Origin of the sequence: Actinomadura sp. SCN-SB (assembly GCF_043906805.1) — a bacterium.
In the GTDB taxonomy this organism is placed as follows: Bacteria; Actinomycetota; Actinomycetes; order Streptosporangiales; family Streptosporangiaceae; genus Spirillospora.
The window spans coordinates 149,608-165,857 of the sequence record NZ_JBIMPP010000005.1; the positions used below are offsets into that span (position 1 = coordinate 149,608).

General features: G+C 70.8%; 15 protein-coding genes and 1 tRNA gene. 3 read left to right on the forward strand and 13 right to left on the reverse strand.

The annotated features are described in order from the left end of the window. Positions 1–10: 10 nt before the first annotated feature. The 9 genes from cysD to ACGWYJ_RS05255 form a co-directional block, all read right to left on the reverse strand. Entirely contained in the window at positions 11–928 is a 918-nt protein-coding gene (cysD, locus tag ACGWYJ_RS05215; RefSeq protein WP_395104413.1) for a sulfate adenylyltransferase subunit CysD, read from the reverse strand. An 87-nt stretch (positions 929–1,015) separates the two neighbouring features. Next, positions 1,016–1,933 (reverse strand): inositol monophosphatase family protein, encoded by a 918-nt coding sequence (locus ACGWYJ_RS05220; protein WP_395104414.1) that lies wholly within the window; start codon positions 1,931–1,933, stop codon positions 1,016–1,018. Between the two features lie 105 nt (positions 1,934–2,038). Further along, positions 2,039–3,523 carry a sugar transferase gene (locus ACGWYJ_RS05225; RefSeq protein ID WP_395104415.1) on the reverse strand — a complete coding sequence of 495 codons (1,485 nt, stop codon included), beginning with the start codon at positions 3,521–3,523 and terminating at the stop codon, positions 2,039–2,041. Between the two features lie 243 nt (positions 3,524–3,766). Next, positions 3,767–4,441 (reverse strand): aminoacyl-tRNA hydrolase, encoded by a 675-nt coding sequence (gene pth / locus ACGWYJ_RS05230; RefSeq protein WP_395104416.1) that lies wholly within the window; start codon positions 4,439–4,441, stop codon positions 3,767–3,769. A gap of 136 nt (positions 4,442–4,577) precedes the next feature. Continuing rightward, the gene (locus tag ACGWYJ_RS05235; protein WP_395104417.1) at positions 4,578–5,195 is read right to left on the reverse strand and encodes a 50S ribosomal protein L25/general stress protein Ctc; all 618 of its coding nucleotides are present in this window, start codon (positions 5,193–5,195) and stop codon (positions 4,578–4,580) included. A gap of 260 nt (positions 5,196–5,455) precedes the next feature. Beyond that, positions 5,456–6,436, reverse strand: coding sequence for a ribose-phosphate diphosphokinase (locus ACGWYJ_RS05240; protein ID WP_395104418.1), 981 nt, complete (start codon positions 6,434–6,436; stop codon positions 5,456–5,458). A gap of 103 nt (positions 6,437–6,539) precedes the next feature. Then, entirely contained in the window at positions 6,540–8,060 is a 1,521-nt protein-coding gene (gene glmU, locus ACGWYJ_RS05245; protein ID WP_395104419.1) for a bifunctional UDP-N-acetylglucosamine diphosphorylase/glucosamine-1-phosphate N-acetyltransferase GlmU, read from the reverse strand. 227 nt (positions 8,061–8,287) lie between these two features. Beyond that, a tRNA-Gln gene (locus ACGWYJ_RS05250) sits at positions 8,288–8,359 on the reverse strand. A gap of 82 nt (positions 8,360–8,441) precedes the next feature. Beyond that, positions 8,442–9,209, reverse strand: coding sequence for a hypothetical protein (locus tag ACGWYJ_RS05255; protein WP_395104420.1), 768 nt, complete (start codon positions 9,207–9,209; stop codon positions 8,442–8,444). Positions 9,210–9,669: 460 nt separating this feature from the next. Between ACGWYJ_RS05255 and ACGWYJ_RS05260 the strand changes: the two genes are divergently transcribed. Together ACGWYJ_RS05260 and ACGWYJ_RS05265 are read left to right on the forward strand one after the other, a co-directional pair. Further along, the gene (locus ACGWYJ_RS05260) at positions 9,670–10,623 is read left to right on the forward strand and encodes an acyl-CoA desaturase (RefSeq protein ID WP_395104421.1); all 954 of its coding nucleotides are present in this window, start codon (positions 9,670–9,672) and stop codon (positions 10,621–10,623) included. Between the two features lie 53 nt (positions 10,624–10,676). Then, positions 10,677–11,513 (forward strand): TetR/AcrR family transcriptional regulator, encoded by an 837-nt coding sequence (locus tag ACGWYJ_RS05265; protein ID WP_395104422.1) that lies wholly within the window; start codon positions 10,677–10,679, stop codon positions 11,511–11,513. A 222-nt stretch (positions 11,514–11,735) separates the two neighbouring features. On the opposite strand, the gene ACGWYJ_RS05270 is transcribed toward ACGWYJ_RS05265, so the two are convergent. After that, complete coding sequence (locus tag ACGWYJ_RS05270) at positions 11,736–12,533, reverse strand: trans-aconitate 2-methyltransferase (protein WP_395104423.1); 798 nt, start codon at positions 12,531–12,533, stop codon at positions 11,736–11,738. Positions 12,534–12,612: 79 nt separating this feature from the next. On the opposite strand from ACGWYJ_RS05270, the gene ACGWYJ_RS05275 reads away from it, so the two are divergent. After that, positions 12,613–13,113, forward strand: a complete 501-nt coding sequence (locus ACGWYJ_RS05275) for a MarR family winged helix-turn-helix transcriptional regulator (protein ID WP_395104424.1) — start codon at positions 12,613–12,615, stop codon at positions 13,111–13,113. 16 nt (positions 13,114–13,129) lie between these two features. Here the strand turns inward: ACGWYJ_RS05275 and ACGWYJ_RS05280 are convergent, their stop codons facing one another. The 3 genes from ACGWYJ_RS05280 to ACGWYJ_RS05290 all read right to left on the reverse strand — a co-directional run bounded on the left by ACGWYJ_RS05280 (position 13,130) and on the right by ACGWYJ_RS05290 (position 16,241). After that, entirely contained in the window at positions 13,130–14,935 is a 1,806-nt protein-coding gene (locus ACGWYJ_RS05280) for an ABC-F family ATP-binding cassette domain-containing protein (protein WP_395104425.1), read from the reverse strand. 54 nt (positions 14,936–14,989) lie between these two features. Beyond that, positions 14,990–15,250, reverse strand: a complete 261-nt coding sequence (locus ACGWYJ_RS05285) for a hypothetical protein (RefSeq protein ID WP_395104426.1) — start codon at positions 15,248–15,250, stop codon at positions 14,990–14,992. A gap of 70 nt (positions 15,251–15,320) precedes the next feature. Further along, on the reverse strand, positions 15,321–16,241 hold the full coding sequence (locus ACGWYJ_RS05290) for a 4-(cytidine 5'-diphospho)-2-C-methyl-D-erythritol kinase (RefSeq protein ID WP_395104466.1): 921 nt from the start codon (positions 16,239–16,241) through the stop codon (positions 15,321–15,323). Positions 16,242–16,250 lie beyond the last annotated feature (9 nt).

Here is a 16,250-nt window from a genome sequence, read left to right on the forward strand (position 1 = left end):
TGCGCGGGCATCAGAAGTACCCCTCCTTCTTGCGGTCCTCCATGGCCGCCTCGCTCGACCGGTCGTCGGCCCGCGTCTGGCCGCGCTCGGTGACGCGCGTGGCGGCGATCTCCTCGATCACCTGTTCCAGCGTGGCGGCGCTGGACTTCACCGCGCCCGTGCAGGACGCGTCGCCGACGGTGCGGTAGCGGACGGTCGCCTCGAACGCCGGCTCGTCGTCGCCGCGGTTGGCGAACGTGGTCTCGGCGTCCAGCAGCATCCCGTCCCGCTCGAACACCAGCCGGGTGTGGGCGAAGTAGATCGGCGGCAGCTCCAGCCCCTCCCGCCGGATGTAGTCCCAGATGTCCAGTTCCGTCCAGTTGGACAGCGGGAACACCCGCACGTGCTCGCCCTGCCGGATCCTGGTGTTGTAAAGGTTCCACAACTCGGGACGCTGGTTCTTGGGGTCCCATTGGCCGAACTCGTCCCGGAACGAGACCACCCGCTCCTTCGCGCGGGCCTTCTCCTCGTCCCTGCGGGCGCCGCCGAAGGCCGCGTCGAACCGGTGCTCCTCGATCGCGTCGAGCAGCGTGGTGGTCTGCAACCGGTTGCGGGACGCCCGCCGCCCGGTCTCCTCCACCACCCGGCCCCGGTCGATGGACTCCTGCACGGACGCCACCACCAGCCGCACGCCCATCCGGGCGACCGTCCCGTCCCGGAACTCGATCACCTCGGGGAAGTTGTGGCCGGTGTCGACGTGCATCACCGGGAACGGGATCGGCGCGGGCGCGAACGCCTTGCGGGCCAGGTGCAGCATCACGATGCTGTCCTTGCCGCCGGAGAACAGCAGGACCGGCCGCTCGAACTCGGCGGCGACCTCCCTGATGATGTGGACCGATTCGGCCTCGAGGACGTCTAGCTGGGACAGCAGGTAATCGCAACGCTGCATGGTCTGGTGTCTCTCCACGCTCGTCTGGCAGTGCACCTGGTCGGTTCGGCGGACGATCCGGATGAGATGTACCCGGACGCCGCCCCGTCAGCCCGGCGGGCCTCCCGTGACCTCCCGGATGACGGTCAGCAGCGTCGATGCCGACCCGGGATGGCACACCAGGATATCCGGGAGCCGCGGGTCCTCACGGTTGTAGGTCAGGGCCGAGCCGTCGATCCGGGACGCGTGGGCGCCCGCGGCCAGCGCCACCGCGACCGGAGCGGCCGAATCCCATTCGTACTGGCCGCCCGCGTGGACGTAGGCGTCCACCTCGCCCAGCAGCACGGCGGCGATCTTCGCCCCGGCCGAGCCGATGGGCACCGGCTCGACCGCGACACCGCCGTCCGCCAGCCGTTCGGCCAGGCGGCCCACGAACTCGGGCGGACGGGAGCGGCTCACCGCGATCCGCAGCGCCCCGGGCGCCGGAGGCGCCATCCGCAGGGGCTCCTCGGAGCCGTCCTTGAGGGAGGCGCTCACGGCGCCCTGAGGGGTGGTCCTGAGCGTCACCCCCTGCGCCGGGAGCGCCACGGCACCCGCGCCGAGCGCGCCGCGCGCCCCGTCCCACAGGGCGACATGGACGGCCCAGTCGCCGCGGCCCTCCTCGGCGAACTCGCGGGTCCCGTCCAGCGGGTCCACGATCCACACCCGGGACGCGGCGAGCCTCAGCGCCTCGTCGGTGTTGGCCGTGGGCGGGCCCTCCATCGCGACCGCGGTGACGCTCTTGCCCGCCACCGACGCCCGGCCCTCCTCCGACAGCACGGCGTCACCGGGACGGCGCCCGGCCAGCTCCCCCATCAGGTACTCGTGCGCCCGCAGGTCACCGGTGTCCTTCAGGGCACGCGCGTCGGCGAAACCGACCTCGTCGCGGACCGCCAGCAGCAGCCGCCCCGCCTGACCGGCCAGTTCCCCGGCCAGCTCATGGTCGTCCGCGGTGACGGCGGTCCCCGCCGCCGGTCGCTCCGTCATCGGCCCTCACGTCCCCGGCTCATGCGTCACCAGATGCCCGGTACACATTGTCCTGCACACCGGACACCCGCCGGGACACCAGGGCCCCTGGTAGGAGCGTGGAGGCTAGTACGCCCCCGAGCCGCGGAACACCGCCGACCAGGTCTTCCAGAGGATCTGGAGATCCAGCGCCAGCGTCCAGTTGTCCACATAACGGAGATCGAGCCGGACCGATTCCTCCCAGGACAGGTCCGACCGGCCGTTCACCTGCCACAGCCCCGTCATGCCCGGCTTGACCGCCAGCCGCCGGTACACGTCCCCGCCGTACCGGGCGACCTCGTCCGGCAGCGGCGGGCGCGGCCCGACCAGGGACATCTCCCCGCGCAGCACGTTGAACAGCTGGGGCAGCTCGTCCAGCGAGTAGCGGCGCAGCCGGCGGCCCACCGCGGTGATCCGCGGATCGGACTTGATCTTGAACAGCACGCCGCCGTCATGCTCGTTGTAGGCGATCAGCTCGTCCTTGCGCAGCTCGGCGTCCCGCACCATGGTGCGGAACTTCAGCACGGTGAACTCGCGGCCGTCCCGGCCCACCCTGACCTGCCGGAACATCACCGGGCCCTCGCTGGTCACCTTGATCAGGACGGCCACCACCAGCAGCAGCGGGCTCAGCAGCACCAGCCCGGCCAGCGCGCACGCCCGGTCGAACAGGCCCTTGAGCAGCTTGCGGGCGCCCTCCAGCTCCGGATGCTCCACATGCAGCAGCGGCAGCCCCGCCACCGGCCGGATCGAGATGCGCGGGCCGGTCACGTCCATCAGCGCGGGCGCCACCACCAGCTCGACGTCGTCCCGCTCGATCTGCCACGCCAGCCTGCGCAGCGCCACCCCGTCCATCTCCGGGCACGCCAGCACCGCCACCGAGTCGGCGCCGCTGCGCTGCACCACGCCCGCCGCCTGCGAGAAGTCGCCCAGCACCGGCACGCCCTCGACCTCGTCGACCGCGTCCTCACCGGAGGCCATGGCGGGCGGCAGGCACACCCCCACGATGTCCATCCCGTGGTACCGCTTCTCCCGCAGCAGCTTGATCAGGTCGGCCACCGACGTGCGGTGCCCGACCGCCACCACGCGGCGCATGAAGTCGCCCTTCCAGCGCCGCTTGTGCAGCCACTTGCGCAGCCGGTACCGCGCCACCAGGGCCAGGAAGGTGCCCAGCGGCAACGCCATCACCACGTACCCGCGCGCCACCTCTGTCTTGGTCGCGTACGCCGCGATCGCCACGGTCGCGGTCAGCACGAACCCCGCCCGCAGCACCCGGTGGAACTCCTCCCACCCGACACCGACGAAACGCGGCTCGTACGCCCGGCACAGCACCAGGACCGACAGGAACAGCAGCGGCAGCAGAACGGTCAGCGCGACGTAGGGGACGTTCGGCTCCTTCGGGATCCCCGGGAACCGCAGCACGAACGCGATCACGCCGGCGGACAGCATGCTGGCCAGATCCAGGGAAACCGCGTACCGGCGATACCGGGACGTCCAGGTGGGCCCCGAAGGACGCCGAGCCGGTCCAGGCCCGGTCCGGGCCTGCGCCCTGCCGATCTCGTCAACGACGGCCACCGACTATCACCACCCCTGCCGCATGCGCCCCGTCACGCACGATCCGTCTCGAAGACGGCTGAACGACAGGTGAGGTTCACACGTCCCGCGCGCATATTGCGCAGCATTTTATAAAGGCGAGTCACGAACCACCTGAAGACTGAACAATCCGATGCATGACAAGGCCGGGCACACCCACGCGGACGACCACGGCCCGCACCAACGGGAACCCGGAAAGTGATCAGGACCGGAAGGATCGAACGTTCAGGAGGCGTGGAAGACGTTCTGGGCCGCCTCCAGCCCCCCGGTCAGCAGCGCCTCGACCGCGTCCGCCGCCCGCTCCACGTTCAGGTCGAGCTCCTTGCGCTCGGCCGACGAGAAATCCCTGAGGACGAACGCGGCCGCGTCCATCCGCCCCGGCGGGCGGCCCACACCGAACCGCACCCGCAGGTACTCCCGGTCCCCCAGCGCCCGGGTGACCGACCGCAACCCGTTGTGCCCGCCGTCACCACCACCGCGCTTCAACCGCACCGCGCCGTACGGGATGTCCAGCTCGTCATGGACGACCACGAGACGCTCCACCGGCACCTTGTAGAAGTCCCGCAGCGCCTTCACCGGGCCACCCGACTCGTTCATGAAACTCCGCGGCTTCGCCAGCACGACCCGCACACCCGACAGACGCCCCTCCAGCACATCGCACCGCGACCGATGCGACTTGAACCGCCCCCCGGCACGCTCCGCCAGCACGTCCAGCACCATGAACCCGGCGTTATGCCGATTCCCCGCGTACGACGGCCCCGGATTGCCCAACCCCACGACCACCCACGGCCCCGAGCGCGGCCGCGAACCGCGCTCGCCGCCTTCACGGCCCACTCCGCGATCAGCCTCCCGCAAGCCCGGACCCGCCTCCGGACCCGACCGCAACGCCCGACGCCCCATCGGCAAGGGGAAACAGGCCGGCGTCACCGCGCACCCGCCTCACCCTTCCCTCCGGCTCACAACACCGACGGCCCCGCCGGCGCGAACGCCGACGGAGCCGCCACGACACCACACCGATCGCACCAGGCGACCACGGTCACTCGGTGGGCTCGGCCTCCGCCTCGGGAGCGGCCTCCGCCTCCGCCTCGGCCTCCTCGGCGGCCGGCTCGGTCGACATGGACGCGTCGACGATCTGCGCGATCAGCAGATCCTCGTCCGCGACCAGCGTCGTCCCCGCCGGCAGCGTCAGATCCTTGGCCAGCACCTGAGAGTCGATCTCCAGGCCCTCGATGTCGAGGGTCACCGCCTCCGGAATCTGCGTGGCCTCCGCCTCGACGGCGATCTCCACCTCCGGCTGCACCAGCCGGCCACCGGCCACCACCTCACCGGTCACCTGGATCGGGATGGACACGCTGACCTTCTCACCCCGCTTGACCAGCAACAGGTCGACATGCTCAAGGAAACCCTTGATCGGGTCGCGCTGCACGTCCTTCGGCAGCGCCAGCTCCGAACCGGAACCCACGCCCTCCACGCGCAGCAGCACGTTCGGGGTCTTCAGCGCCAGCATCAGGTCATGGCCGGGCAGCGAGATGTGCTGCGGCTCGGTGCCATGACCGTACAGAACGGCGGGAACCTTGCCGGCCCGGCGGGTGCGCCGCGCGGCACCCTTACCGAACTCGGTGCGCGGCTCGGCGGCGATACGTACCTCGGACACGGCGAAAACTCCTCGTTGTTGCGATCCACGGCCGTCCAGCGCTGGACGTCCGCTACGGACAAAGCGAATCAGGCGTTGCTCGATGCGTCAGGCGCCTCGAAGATTCTTTGCGTAACCCGGGGAGCGCGAGTCCTCTGGCGGAGCCACACTGAGACGACCCGGGCCCTACGCGGACCCCGCAAGTCTAGCCGATCGTCCCCGCCCACGAAGCCAGCGGGCCAAGGGCCGAGCCGCCCCCGGCCCGCCGCGCACCGCGCCGATCAGCTGTGCCCGCCGAACAGGCTGGTCACCGAGCCGTCGCTGAACACCTCGTTGATCGCCCGCGCCACCAGCGGCGCGATCGACACCACGGTGAGCTTGTCGAACCTCTTCTCCTCCGGGATCGGCAGCGTGTTCGTCAACACCACCTCGGACACCCGCGAGTTCTTCAAACGGTCCACCGCCGGGCCCGACAGAACGCCGTGCGTCGCCGCCACCACCACCCGCGCGGCGCCATGGTCGAACAACGCGTCCGCCGCCTTCACGATCGTGCCACCGGTGTCGATCATGTCGTCGACCACCACGCACGTCCGGCCCTCCACCTCCCCGACCACGTCGAAGACCTTCACCTCGTTGGCCACGTCCGGATCACGCTTCTTGTGGATGATCGCCATCGGGACACCCCCGAGCCGATCCGACCAGCGCTCCGTCACCCGCACCCGGCCCGCGTCCGGCGCCACCACCGTCACCCGCGCCAGATCCAGCCGCGACTCGAAATGCGCCGCCAGCAGATCCAACGCGAACAGATGATCCACCGGACCGTCGAAGAACCCCATGATCTGCGCCGTGTGCAGATCCACCGTGATCAGCCGGTCGGCGCCCGCCGTCTTGAACAGATCCGCCATCAACCGCGCCGAGATCGGCTCACGACCACGGTGCTTCTTGTCCTGCCGCGCGTACCCGAAGAACGGCGCCACCACGGTGATCCGCTTGGCGGACGCCCGCTTCAACGCGTCCACCATGATCAGATGCTCCATGATCCACTGATTGATGGGAGCCGTGTGGCTCTGGATCACGAACGCGTCCGACCCGCGCACCGACTCCAGGAAGCGCACGAACGTCTCGCCGTTGGCGAAGTCGTACGCCGACGTCGGCGTCAGCTCGAGCTGGAGGTTGTCGGCGACCTCCCTGGCCAGGTCCGGGTGGGCGCGGCCGGTGAAGAGCATCAGCTTCTTCTGGCCGCTCGCCTTGATCCCACTCACCTTGGACAACTCCCCCTCAATGGAACGGTGCTTCTCGCGGGGATCCCACCCTCGTGGCACGTCCCCACTCCCACGGCCGCCCTCAGCGCGCCCCGGGAAGTCATCATCGGTCGCCGTCCCCGTCCCCGGACTCGTCCTCAAGCCCGTCCGCGGCCCGGCGGTCACCCACCGCGGCGGCCCGCTCGGCCGCCCGCCGCGCGGCCTCGGCCGCGGGCGTCCCCGCCCGCTTCCGCTCCACCCAGCCCTCGATGTTCCGCTGCCGCCCCCGCGCCACCGCCATCGCCCCGGGCGGCACATCCTGAACGATCACCGAGCCGGCCGCCGTGTACGCGCCGTCCCCGATCGTCACCGGCGCCACGATCATGTTGTCGCTGCCGACCTTCACATGGTCGCCCACCACACTGCGATGCTTGGACACCCCGTCGTAATTGACGAACACGCAGGCCGCCCCGATGTTCGACCCCGCGCCGATCTCCGCGTCCCCCACATACGTCAGATGCGGGACCTTGCTGCCCTCGCCCACATCGGCGTTCTTCGTCTCCACATACGTGCCGATCTTGGACTTGCGCGCCAGCCGGGTACCCGGCCGCAAGTACGCGTACGGGCCCACCGACGCCTCCGGACCCACCTCCGCGTCCACGCACACCGCGTTGACCACCGTCGCACCCGCCCCCACACGAGTGTTCGTCAACGTGCAACCAGGGCCGACCTCCGCACCCTCACCCAAGTGCGTACGGCCACGCAACTGCGTACCGGGATGCACCACCACGTCCGGCTCAGCCGTCACCTGCACATCCACCCACGTCGTAGCCGGATCCACGATCGTCACCCCGGCACGCATGTGACCTTCCAGAAGACGATCGTTCAACTGCCGCCGCGCCTGCGCCAACTGCACCCGGTCATTGACACCCTGCGTCTCCACCCAGTCCGGCGTCAGGAACGCGCCCGCCCGATGCCCATGCCCCCGCAGAATCCCGACCACATCGGTCAAGTACTCCTCGCCCTTGGCGTTATCGGTGGTCACCTGCTTCAGCGCGTCCGCCAGCAACGCCCCGTCGAACGCGTACATCCCCACATTGATCTCACGGACCGCGCGCTGCGCCTCCGTCGCGTCCTTGTGCTCCACGATCGCCGCGACCGCGCCGTCCTCCTCACGAAGGACCCGGCCGTAACCCGTCGCGTCCGGCATCTCCGTGGTGAGCACCGTCACCGCGTTGCCCTCGTCCTCATGCACCCGGACCAGCTCGGCCAGCGTCTCACCACGCAACAGCGGATGATCCCCATTGGTGACCACCACCGTGCCGCACAGCTCGCCCTTCTCCTCGCCCCACGCCTGCTCCAACGCCATCCGCACGGCATGCCCCGTACCGCCCTGGCGCTCCTGCACCACCGGCTCGGGACGCGGCGTCAGCTCCATCTCCTCCAGATGTGCGATCACCTGCTCACGGCGATGCCCGACCACCACCACCAGCCGCTCCGGCTCCAGCGCGCCGGCCGCGGCCAGCACGTGCCCGAGCATGCTCCGCCCGCACAGCTCGTGCAGCACCTTGGAGGTGCGGGACTTCATCCGGGTGCCCTCACCGGCGGCGAGGACGATGACGGCGGCCGGGCGGCGAGCGGGCACGTGAAAGCTCCTCGGCATCGCGGGGACGGGATCCTTTTGGCCTCGGACGCCGATCACGGGGCTCAGCCCATCGAGATCCACCTGCTCGAACAGGTTGGCAACACGCCCGACATCCGAAGGATACCGTCAGGCCGCCTCATGTCACCCCGGCGCCCACCCTCAGGACGGGGGCGCGGCCCGCTCCGGCCCGGGGGCGGGCCTCCGCCCGCCGGGATCCGAACAAGGAGCTCCGCCGCCAGGACTCGAACCTGGAACTTCGGGACCAAAACCCGATGCGTTGCCAATTACGCCACGGCGGATCAAACATCTCAAGTCGGACATGTGCCCGACAAGAACGGGAGACGGCCACCATGATAGCGACGACCGTCTCCCGTCCCCGACCTATTTGGCCGGGGGCGACGGCGGCCGCGGCCGCGCCAGGCGTCCGAGCATGCGCTCAGAGCGTTCACGGAAGAAAGCCTCGGCTCCTTCCTCCCCTAGCATGCACGCGTATGCCCATCCTTCGATGCGCTGGTACAGCTCGGCGCTCTGCAGGACGAGAACCTGCAGACACCCCCTGTAGTCCTCCGTGAGATTCTTACGCACCGTCTTGGGGTTGTGGCGCTTAAGGATGGTCTTCTGGAACTTGTCCACAGGCACGTCTGCGATGCCCGCCCAGTAGCGCTTAGCCGCCTCGACATCGGCCGTCTCGTGGATGTGAACCCGGACCCGGAGCCGCTCCTCGGACACCCCTACGGCCCGAAGGAACCGCATGAATAGGGTGATGACCGCAGGATCGCTGTTGATGAAGTTGACCTTCTCGGAGCGCCGGTAGACCTTGTCCTTGGCACCCTCGCACCAATAGATCAGGGCCCCGGCGATGATCAGTTCGCGATCGGTAAGGGCTCGGATCTGGCCCGCCGCAGTGAGCTTCCTCTGGAGACGCGCCTGCTCTCGGGCTGTGTGGTAGGGCGCCCAGCGCGACTCCCACATCGCGGCGACGCGCTCTTGGTGGTAGCCGGGGCGCTCGGGGGCGGGGACGTCGTGGAGCCAGAGGGAGCAGGTGCTGATGGAGACTCCGAGGGAGCCGGCGATCTCGCGGTAGGTCTTGCCTTCCCTGCGGAGGGAGATCGCCAGTTCCCGGAGTTCTTCGGGGAGTTTTTTGGTCATGCGCGCAAGGTACGGCGGCGCACCGACAATCCGTAGCGATGGAACCACTCCCAGTCACCATTGATCGGAACTTGATGGCTTTTGTTCAGGTGAGGGTGGTTTAGGTTGCTTCTTAGCGAGCACGCACCGTTCCAAGCCACCTGCCCGTTTTCCCGGAACGGGGAGGCGCGCAGGTGGTGCGACAAGCGGATGGGGTGGAAGGCGAGCGCGCGAGGGAGTCCGGTGCCGGCACGGGAGGGCGGTGCGCGCGCGAACCTTTGGGGCGTGCCGGACGTTGCCGGGGAGGTGAGAGGCATCACTCGGTCGCGTCCCGTGAACGCTCTGACCAGGTGTTTCTGGGGCCGACCGGTGGCGGCCGGGACGGATCCCGACGATTTTACGCTTGGGCCCTGTCCAACCTACGGGACCGTAGGTTACGTTAGCGTAGGTAAGGCAGCCAAGAAGCAGGAAGTGGTGACTCATGGCTACTGCCCCCGCTCTCGATCCACCCCGCCCACAAGGCCGTCCCGAAGTCGAGCCGGAACCGCAGGGGAGGCTCGAGCGGGTCCTCGTCGGGGTCTTCACCGGAGTTCCGTTCCTGGCGCTTTTCGCCGCCGTGCCGCTGGCCTGGGGAAACTTCCTGGGGTGGACCGACGTCATCCTGATGGCGATCTTCTACCTGGTCTCCGCGGCCGGCATCACCGTCGGCTACCACCGCTACTTCACGCACGGCTCGTTCAAGGCCAGGCGGCCGCTGAAGATCGCGATGGCGCTCGCGGGCAGCCTGGCCATCGAGGGCCCGGTGATCACGTGGGTGGCCGACCACCGGCGGCACCACAAGCACTCCGACAAGGAGGCTGACCCGCACTCGCCGTGGCGCTTCGGCAACGACTGGAAGGCGCTGACCAAGGGCCTGGCCTGGGCGCACTACGGGTGGCTGTTCAACGGCAACCGCACGTCCAAGGAGCGGTTCACCAAGGATTTGCTCAACGACAAGGACATCGTCCGGATCCACAAGGCGTTCCCCGCCATGGTGGCGGTCAGCCTGCTGCTGCCCGGTGTGCTGGGTGGCCTGATCACGATGTCGTGGGCGGGCGCGCTGACCGCGTTCTTCTGGGCGGGCCTGGTACGGGTCACGCTGGTGCACCACGTCACCTGGTCGATCAACTCGATCTGCCACACCTTCGGCGTCGAGGACTTCGAGGTCCGCGACAAGTCGCGCAACGTGTGGTGGCTGGCGATCCCGTCGCTCGGTGAGTCGTGGCACAACCTGCACCATTCCGACCCGACGTGCGCTCGGCACGGGGTGCTGCCCGGGCAGGTGGACATCAGCGCCCGGATCATCTGGATGTTCGAGAAGGCGGGCTGGGCGCACAATGTGCGGTGGCCGAATGCGGAGCGTTTGGCGGCCAAGCGCACGAAGCGCGCCGCGTGAGCGTCACAATCGAGTCTGTGACAGAACCCGCCCCCAGATCCCGCAGAAAGCGGATGACCGGTAAGGAACGCCGCGAACAACTTCTCGATATCGGCCGGACGTTGTTCGCCGAGCGCGGGCTGGACGGCACCTCGGTGGAAGAGATCGCCGCCAAGGCCGGGGTGTCCAAGCCCGTCGTGTACGAGCACTTCGGCGGCAAGGAGGGGCTGTACGCGGTGGTGGTGGACCGGGAGTTCGAGCGGTTGCTCGCCCTGGTGATCGACGCGCTGAACTCGGCGGTCCACTACCGCGGCAAGCTGGAGAAGGCGGCGCTGGCGCTGCTGGAGTACATCGAGACCAACACCGACGGTTTCCGGATCCTGGTGCGCGATTCGCACGGGGGGACGGGGACGGGGAGTTTCGCCAGTCTGCTGAGCGAGATCGCGGGTGAGGTCGAGTATGTGATGGCGCAGGAGCTGGATCGCCGTGATTACGACGACAAGTACGCGCCCATGTACGCGCAGATGCTGGTCGGCATGGTGGCGCTGACGGGCCAGTGGTGGCTGGACGCGCGGCGGCCGAAGCGGGAGGAGGTCGCGGCGCATCTGGTGAATCTGGCCTGGAACGGGTTGTCGGGGCTGGAGGCGCGTCCGTCCCTCGATCCCAAGCGCCGCCGCAAGGAGCAGGAACGGCAGGAGAAGCGGGCCGAGAAGGCCGCCGAGAAGGCGCAGAAGGCCGAGGAGAAGGCGGCGGCCAAGGCCGAGAAGGAACGGCGCAAGAGCCGTAAGTCCGAGGGCGCCGAGGCGCCGCCTGCCGTGGAGCCCGCGTCCAAGGACGGTGCCGAGGACGGTGTCGCGCCGGCGCAGGACGAGGCGGCTCCGCTGGGAGCCCCGGAGCGCGGGGAGTCGTAGGCCCTGGGTGAGCCGGTGGCCGCCTGGAGTTCGTCCCGGCGGCCACCGGCAGGGGTCACCGTGTTACCGGCTGGCCCGGCCGTCGGATTTCGAGGCCGGGAGTCCTGATGGTGATGGCCCGCCGCCGTGGCCCTGTTCGGGGCGTGGCGGGGCGCCGCCCGCCGCGCGTTCCCGCGCACCGCAGGGGAACGAGCCACTGGTCGCGCACGGTGGGCGGCGGGTTCATGGGCCGGCCCGGCCCGCGATGACGAACACGCGCCGGAAGGGGAAGGCGGTGCCGTACGGGCCGGGCGGGTATGCGTCGCGCAGCAGGGCGCCGTAGGCGTCCAGGAAGTCTTGTGCCTCGCCGGTGCCGAGGGCGGTGAGGATGGGGCGCAGGGTCGTCCCTTTGACCCATTCGAGGACGGGGTCGTCCCCTTGGAGCACCTGGATGTAGGTGGTCTCCCAGGCGTCGACCGCGCAGCCGTGGCGGGTGAGCAGGTCGAGGTATCCCTGGGGGTCGAGGACGGGCCGCTGGGGGGCCAGTGCGCCGAGCCGGTCGCGCCAGCGCGGTGCCTGGCACAGTTCGCGCAGGAGTGCGTGGCTGGGGGCGTCGTGGTTGCCGGGGACCTGGAAGGCGAGCCGTCCGCCGGGTGCGAGGTCGCCGGTCCAGCGTGGGAGCAGGTCGGTGTGGCCGGGGATCCAGTGCAGGGCGGCGTTGGAGATGATGAGGTCGACCGGCGTTCGGGGGCGCCAGCGGGTGAGGTCGCCGACGGTGAAGGCGAGCCGTCCGGGGATGGCGTGGGCGCGGGCGGCCTCGATCATCTCGGGTGAGGCGTCGAGGGCTTCGATGGAGGCGTCGGGCCAGCGGCGGGCCAGCCGGGCGGTCAGTTCGCCCGATCCGCAGCCGAGGTCGGCGATGCGGGCGGGTGCGGTGAGGTCGACGCGGGCGAGCAGTTCGTCGAACGGCCGCGCCCGGTGGTCGCCGAACGCCCCGTATTGGACGGGGTCCCACCTGGGAGCGGCTGCTTGTCTCGACATCGAGAGACAGCATGCCAAGGCGGTAATCTTGATGTCAAGAAAAGTCGTCTGGAGATCGAGACGGGCTAGGCTGTCCGCCATGCAGGACGAGGTGGACCGGCTGGTCGAGGCGTGGAACACCGAGCGCCCGGATCTGGACGTCCGGCCCTTGCAGGTCCTCAGCCGGGTGTCGCGCCTGGCGCGCCACCTCGACCGCGCGAGGCGTGCGGTGTTCGTCGCGCACGAGCTGGAGGGCTGGGAGTTCGACGTGCTCACGGCGCTGCGCCGCGCCGGGGCCCCCTACCAGCTCAGCCCCGGCGCGCTGCTGCGCGCGACGCTGGTCACCTCGGGCACCATGACCAACCGGATCGACCGGCTGGCGGCGGCCGGGCTGGTGGAGCGCCATCCCGACCCGGCGGACAAGCGCGGTGTGCTGGTCCGGCTCACCGAGGCGGGGATGACCCGGGTGGACGCCGCGTTCGCCGACCTGCTGGCCCGCGAGCACCTGATCCTGGACGGGCTGACCGCGGCCGAGCGGGAGACGCTGTCCGGGCTGCTGCGCAAGCTGCTGATCCCGTTCGACACGCCCGAGCGCCCGTAGGTCACGGGCGCGGCGTTCAGGAGACGTCCTCGGCGAGCATCAGCCACTCCTCCTCGACCCGGGCGGCCTCGGCCTGGATCGCTTTCAGCCTGCCGTCGAGTTCCTGGAGACGCTCGTAGTCGGTGGCGGCGGCGGCGAGCTGCTCGTGCAGCTCGGCCTCCTGCTGGGCGAGCCGGTCGAGGCGGCGTTCCAGCCGGTCCAGCTCCTTGCGCGCCCGCCACTCCTGACCGCCGCCCTTCGCCGCGCCGCCCTTCGCCCCGCCGTCCGCGGGCTTGGGCGCGGTGACGGCCGTCGCGGTCGTCCCGGACGCGGTGGCACGGGCCGGGACGGTGCCCTCCGCGCGGCGCCGCAGGTACTCATCCACTCCGCCGGGCAGCGGCGAGACCCGGCCGTCGCCGAGCAGCGCCACGACCCGGTCGGTGACCCGCTCCAGGAAGTACCGGTCGTGGCTGACGACGACCAGCGTGCCGGGCCAGCCGTCCAGCAGGTCCTCGACCTCGGTGAGGGTCTCGATGTCGAGGTCGTTGGTGGGCTCGTCCAGCAGCAGCACGTTCGGCTCGCCCATCAGCAGCCGCAGCAACTGGAGGCGGCGGCGTTCGCCGCCGGACAGGTCGCCGACCGGGGTCCACTGCCGGTCGCCCCGGAACCCCAGGCGTTCCAGGAGCTGGCCTGCCGTCCACTCCCGCTTGCCGACCGTGATGCGGCGCCTGATCTCCTCGACCGACTCCAGCACCCGCCGGGACGGGTCCAGCTCCTCCAGGTTCTGCGACAGGTGCGCGAGCTGGACGGTGCGCCCGCGCACGAGCCGTCCCGAGCCGGGGGCGACCGAGCCGTCCAGCAACCGCAGCAGCGTGCTCTTGCCGCTGCCGTTGACCCCGACCACCCCGATCCGGTCACCGGGGCCGAGCCGCCAGGTGAGGTGCTCGAACAGGGTCCGGGACGGAGCACCGACCCGGACGGTCACGTCCTCCGCCTCCAGGACGGTCTTGCCGAGCCGGGCCGTGGCGAACCGGGTCAGCTCCACCGCGTCGCGCGGCGGCGGCTCGTCGGCGATCAGCGCCTGCGCGGCGTCCACCCGGAACTTGGGCTTGGACGTGCGGGCCCGCGGGCCGCGGCGCAGCCAGGCCAGCTCCTTGCGGAGCAGGTTCCGCCGCTTGGCCTCCGTGGCGGCGGCGATCCGTGCCCGTTCGGCCTTGGCCAGGACGTACGCCGAGTAGCCGCCCTCGTAGCGTTCGACCCGGCCGTCCACGACCTCCCAGGTGCGGTCGGTGACCTCGTCCAGGAACCACCGGTCGTGGGTGACCACCAGCAGCGCCACGCGGCGGCCGCGCAGGTGGCGGGCCAGCCAGTCGATGGCCTCCAGGTCGAGGTGGTTGGTGGGCTCGTCCAGGATGATCAGGTCGAGGTCGGGGACCAGCAGCCGGGCCAGCGCGATCCGGCGCAGCTCGCCGCCGGACATGCCGTCCAGCGTGGCGTCCAGGTCGAGGTCGCCGATCAGCCCGGACAGGATGTCGCGGGCGCGGGTGTCGCCCGCCCACTCGTGCTCGGGACGGTCGCCGAGGACGACGCCGCGCACGGTGGCGCCCGGCGGGAAGGCGTCCCGCTGGGTCAGGTACCCGGCCCGCAGCCCGCGCGCGTGGGTGACGCGGCCCTCGTCGGGCTCGGCGGCCTTGGCGAGGATCTCCACCAGGGTGGTCTTGCCTCCGCCGTTGCGCCCGACGACGCCCACGCGGTCGCCCTCGTCGATGCCGAGGGAGACCGCGTCCAGCAGCGGCTCGGGCCCGTAGCTCTTGGTGACGTTCTCAACGTTGATCAGATTCACGGCGCTGTCCAGGCTAATGCCCCGCCGGGGCGGTACCGGACGCGCGGCGCGCGGTCAGAAGCCGCCGCCTCCACCGCTGTCGCCTCCACCGCTGTCGCTTCCGCTCCAGCCGCCGTGCCAGGACCCTTCGGAGGAGCCCGGGTCGGGGGTGGCGGGCGCGGCACCCGGCTCGTCGTAGTAGGTCCCCGCGCCGTATCCGGCCCCGTACGAGGCGCCCGATCCGCCCGCGTTCACGGCGACGACGACCAGCGCCACCAGCACGCCCACGATGGCGACCACGATCACCAGTACCGCCAGAAGAGCGATGGAACCCATCTGGCCTCCCTTCCGCAAGGGGGTTTCGGTATGGGACGCCCGCGGGGACGCCATGGTTCGGCCGAGATGATCAGATGATCGTCGCCCCGGAGACGGGCCCGTGCGCGCGGACCAGCGCGGCCGCCACGCCCGCGGCGTCCAGGCCGGCCTCCAGGTCCGCCGCGTGCTCGTCGGACTCGGCGAGGAACGCGCAGGTCGGGCCGGACCCCGACACCAGCGCGCCGAGCGCGCCGAGGTCCCGCCCGGCGGCCAGGGTGCGGCGCAGCGCGGGCTTCAGCAGCAGCGCCGCGGGTTGCAGGTCGTTGGTCAGCGCGCCGCCGAGGCCCTTGGCGTCCCCGGTCGCCAGCGCGGTCATCAGCTCCTCCGACACCTTCGGCGACCGCGGCCGCTCCCCTCGCGCGGCGCGGAGCCGGTCGCACTCGTCGTACACGGCGGGCGTGGACAGGCCGCCCTCGGCGAGGGCGAACACCCAGTGGAAGGTGCCGCGGGTGAGCGCCGGGGTCAGCCGCTCCCCCCGTCCCAGGCCCACCGCCGTCCCGCCGACCAGCGCGAACGGCACGTCGCTTCCGAGCTCGGCGGCCAGCTCCAGCAGCTCGGCACGGCCGAGCAGCGGGTCCTCCCGGTCGTCCCACAGCCGCGCGCAGGCCACCAGCGCGGCGGCGGCGTCGGCGCTGCCGCCCGCCATCCCGCCCGCGACGGGGATCGCCTTGCGGATCCTCAGCGCGGCCTGCGGCTCCACCCCCAGCCGCGCCGCCACCAGCAGCGCCGCCCGCGCCGCGAGGTTGCCGCGGCCGGTCGGCACGCCGGCGACGTCCACCCGGGAACGCGGCGCGGCCTCCACCGAGATGTGGAGCCGCTCGGACGGGACGGCGGTCACCTCGTCGGTGAGCGAGACGGCGTGGAAGACGTTGACGAGGTCGTGATACCCGTCGTCGCGGAGCGGCCCGACGCTGAGCTGAAGATTGACCTTGGCGGGCACCCGTACGGTCACAGAGGTCAC

Bases quoted from the DNA above. Each gene is read 5' to 3' on its own strand.
- ACGWYJ_RS05285 (WP_395104426.1), bottom strand. From the start codon at position 15,250: ATGGGTTCCATCGCTCTTCTGGCGGTACTGGTGATCGTGGTCGCCATC.
- ACGWYJ_RS05275 (WP_395104424.1), top strand. From the start codon at position 12,613: ATGCAGGACGAGGTGGACCGGCTGGTCGAGGCGTGGAACACCGAGCGC.
- cysD (WP_395104413.1), bottom strand. From the start codon at position 928: ATGCAGCGTTGCGATTACCTGCTGTCCCAGCTAGACGTCCTCGAGGCC.
- ACGWYJ_RS05260 (WP_395104421.1), top strand. From the start codon at position 9,670: ATGGCTACTGCCCCCGCTCTCGATCCACCCCGCCCACAAGGCCGTCCC.
- ACGWYJ_RS05255 (WP_395104420.1), bottom strand. From the start codon at position 9,209: ATGACCAAAAAACTCCCCGAAGAACTCCGGGAACTGGCGATCTCCCTC.
- ACGWYJ_RS05265 (WP_395104422.1), top strand. From the start codon at position 10,677: ATGACCGGTAAGGAACGCCGCGAACAACTTCTCGATATCGGCCGGACG.
- ACGWYJ_RS05270 (WP_395104423.1), bottom strand. From the start codon at position 12,533: ATGTCGAGACAAGCAGCCGCTCCCAGGTGGGACCCCGTCCAATACGGG.
- pth (WP_395104416.1), bottom strand. From the start codon at position 4,441: ATGGGGCGTCGGGCGTTGCGGTCGGGTCCGGAGGCGGGTCCGGGCTTG.
- ACGWYJ_RS05220 (WP_395104414.1), bottom strand. From the start codon at position 1,933: ATGACGGAGCGACCGGCGGCGGGGACCGCCGTCACCGCGGACGACCAT.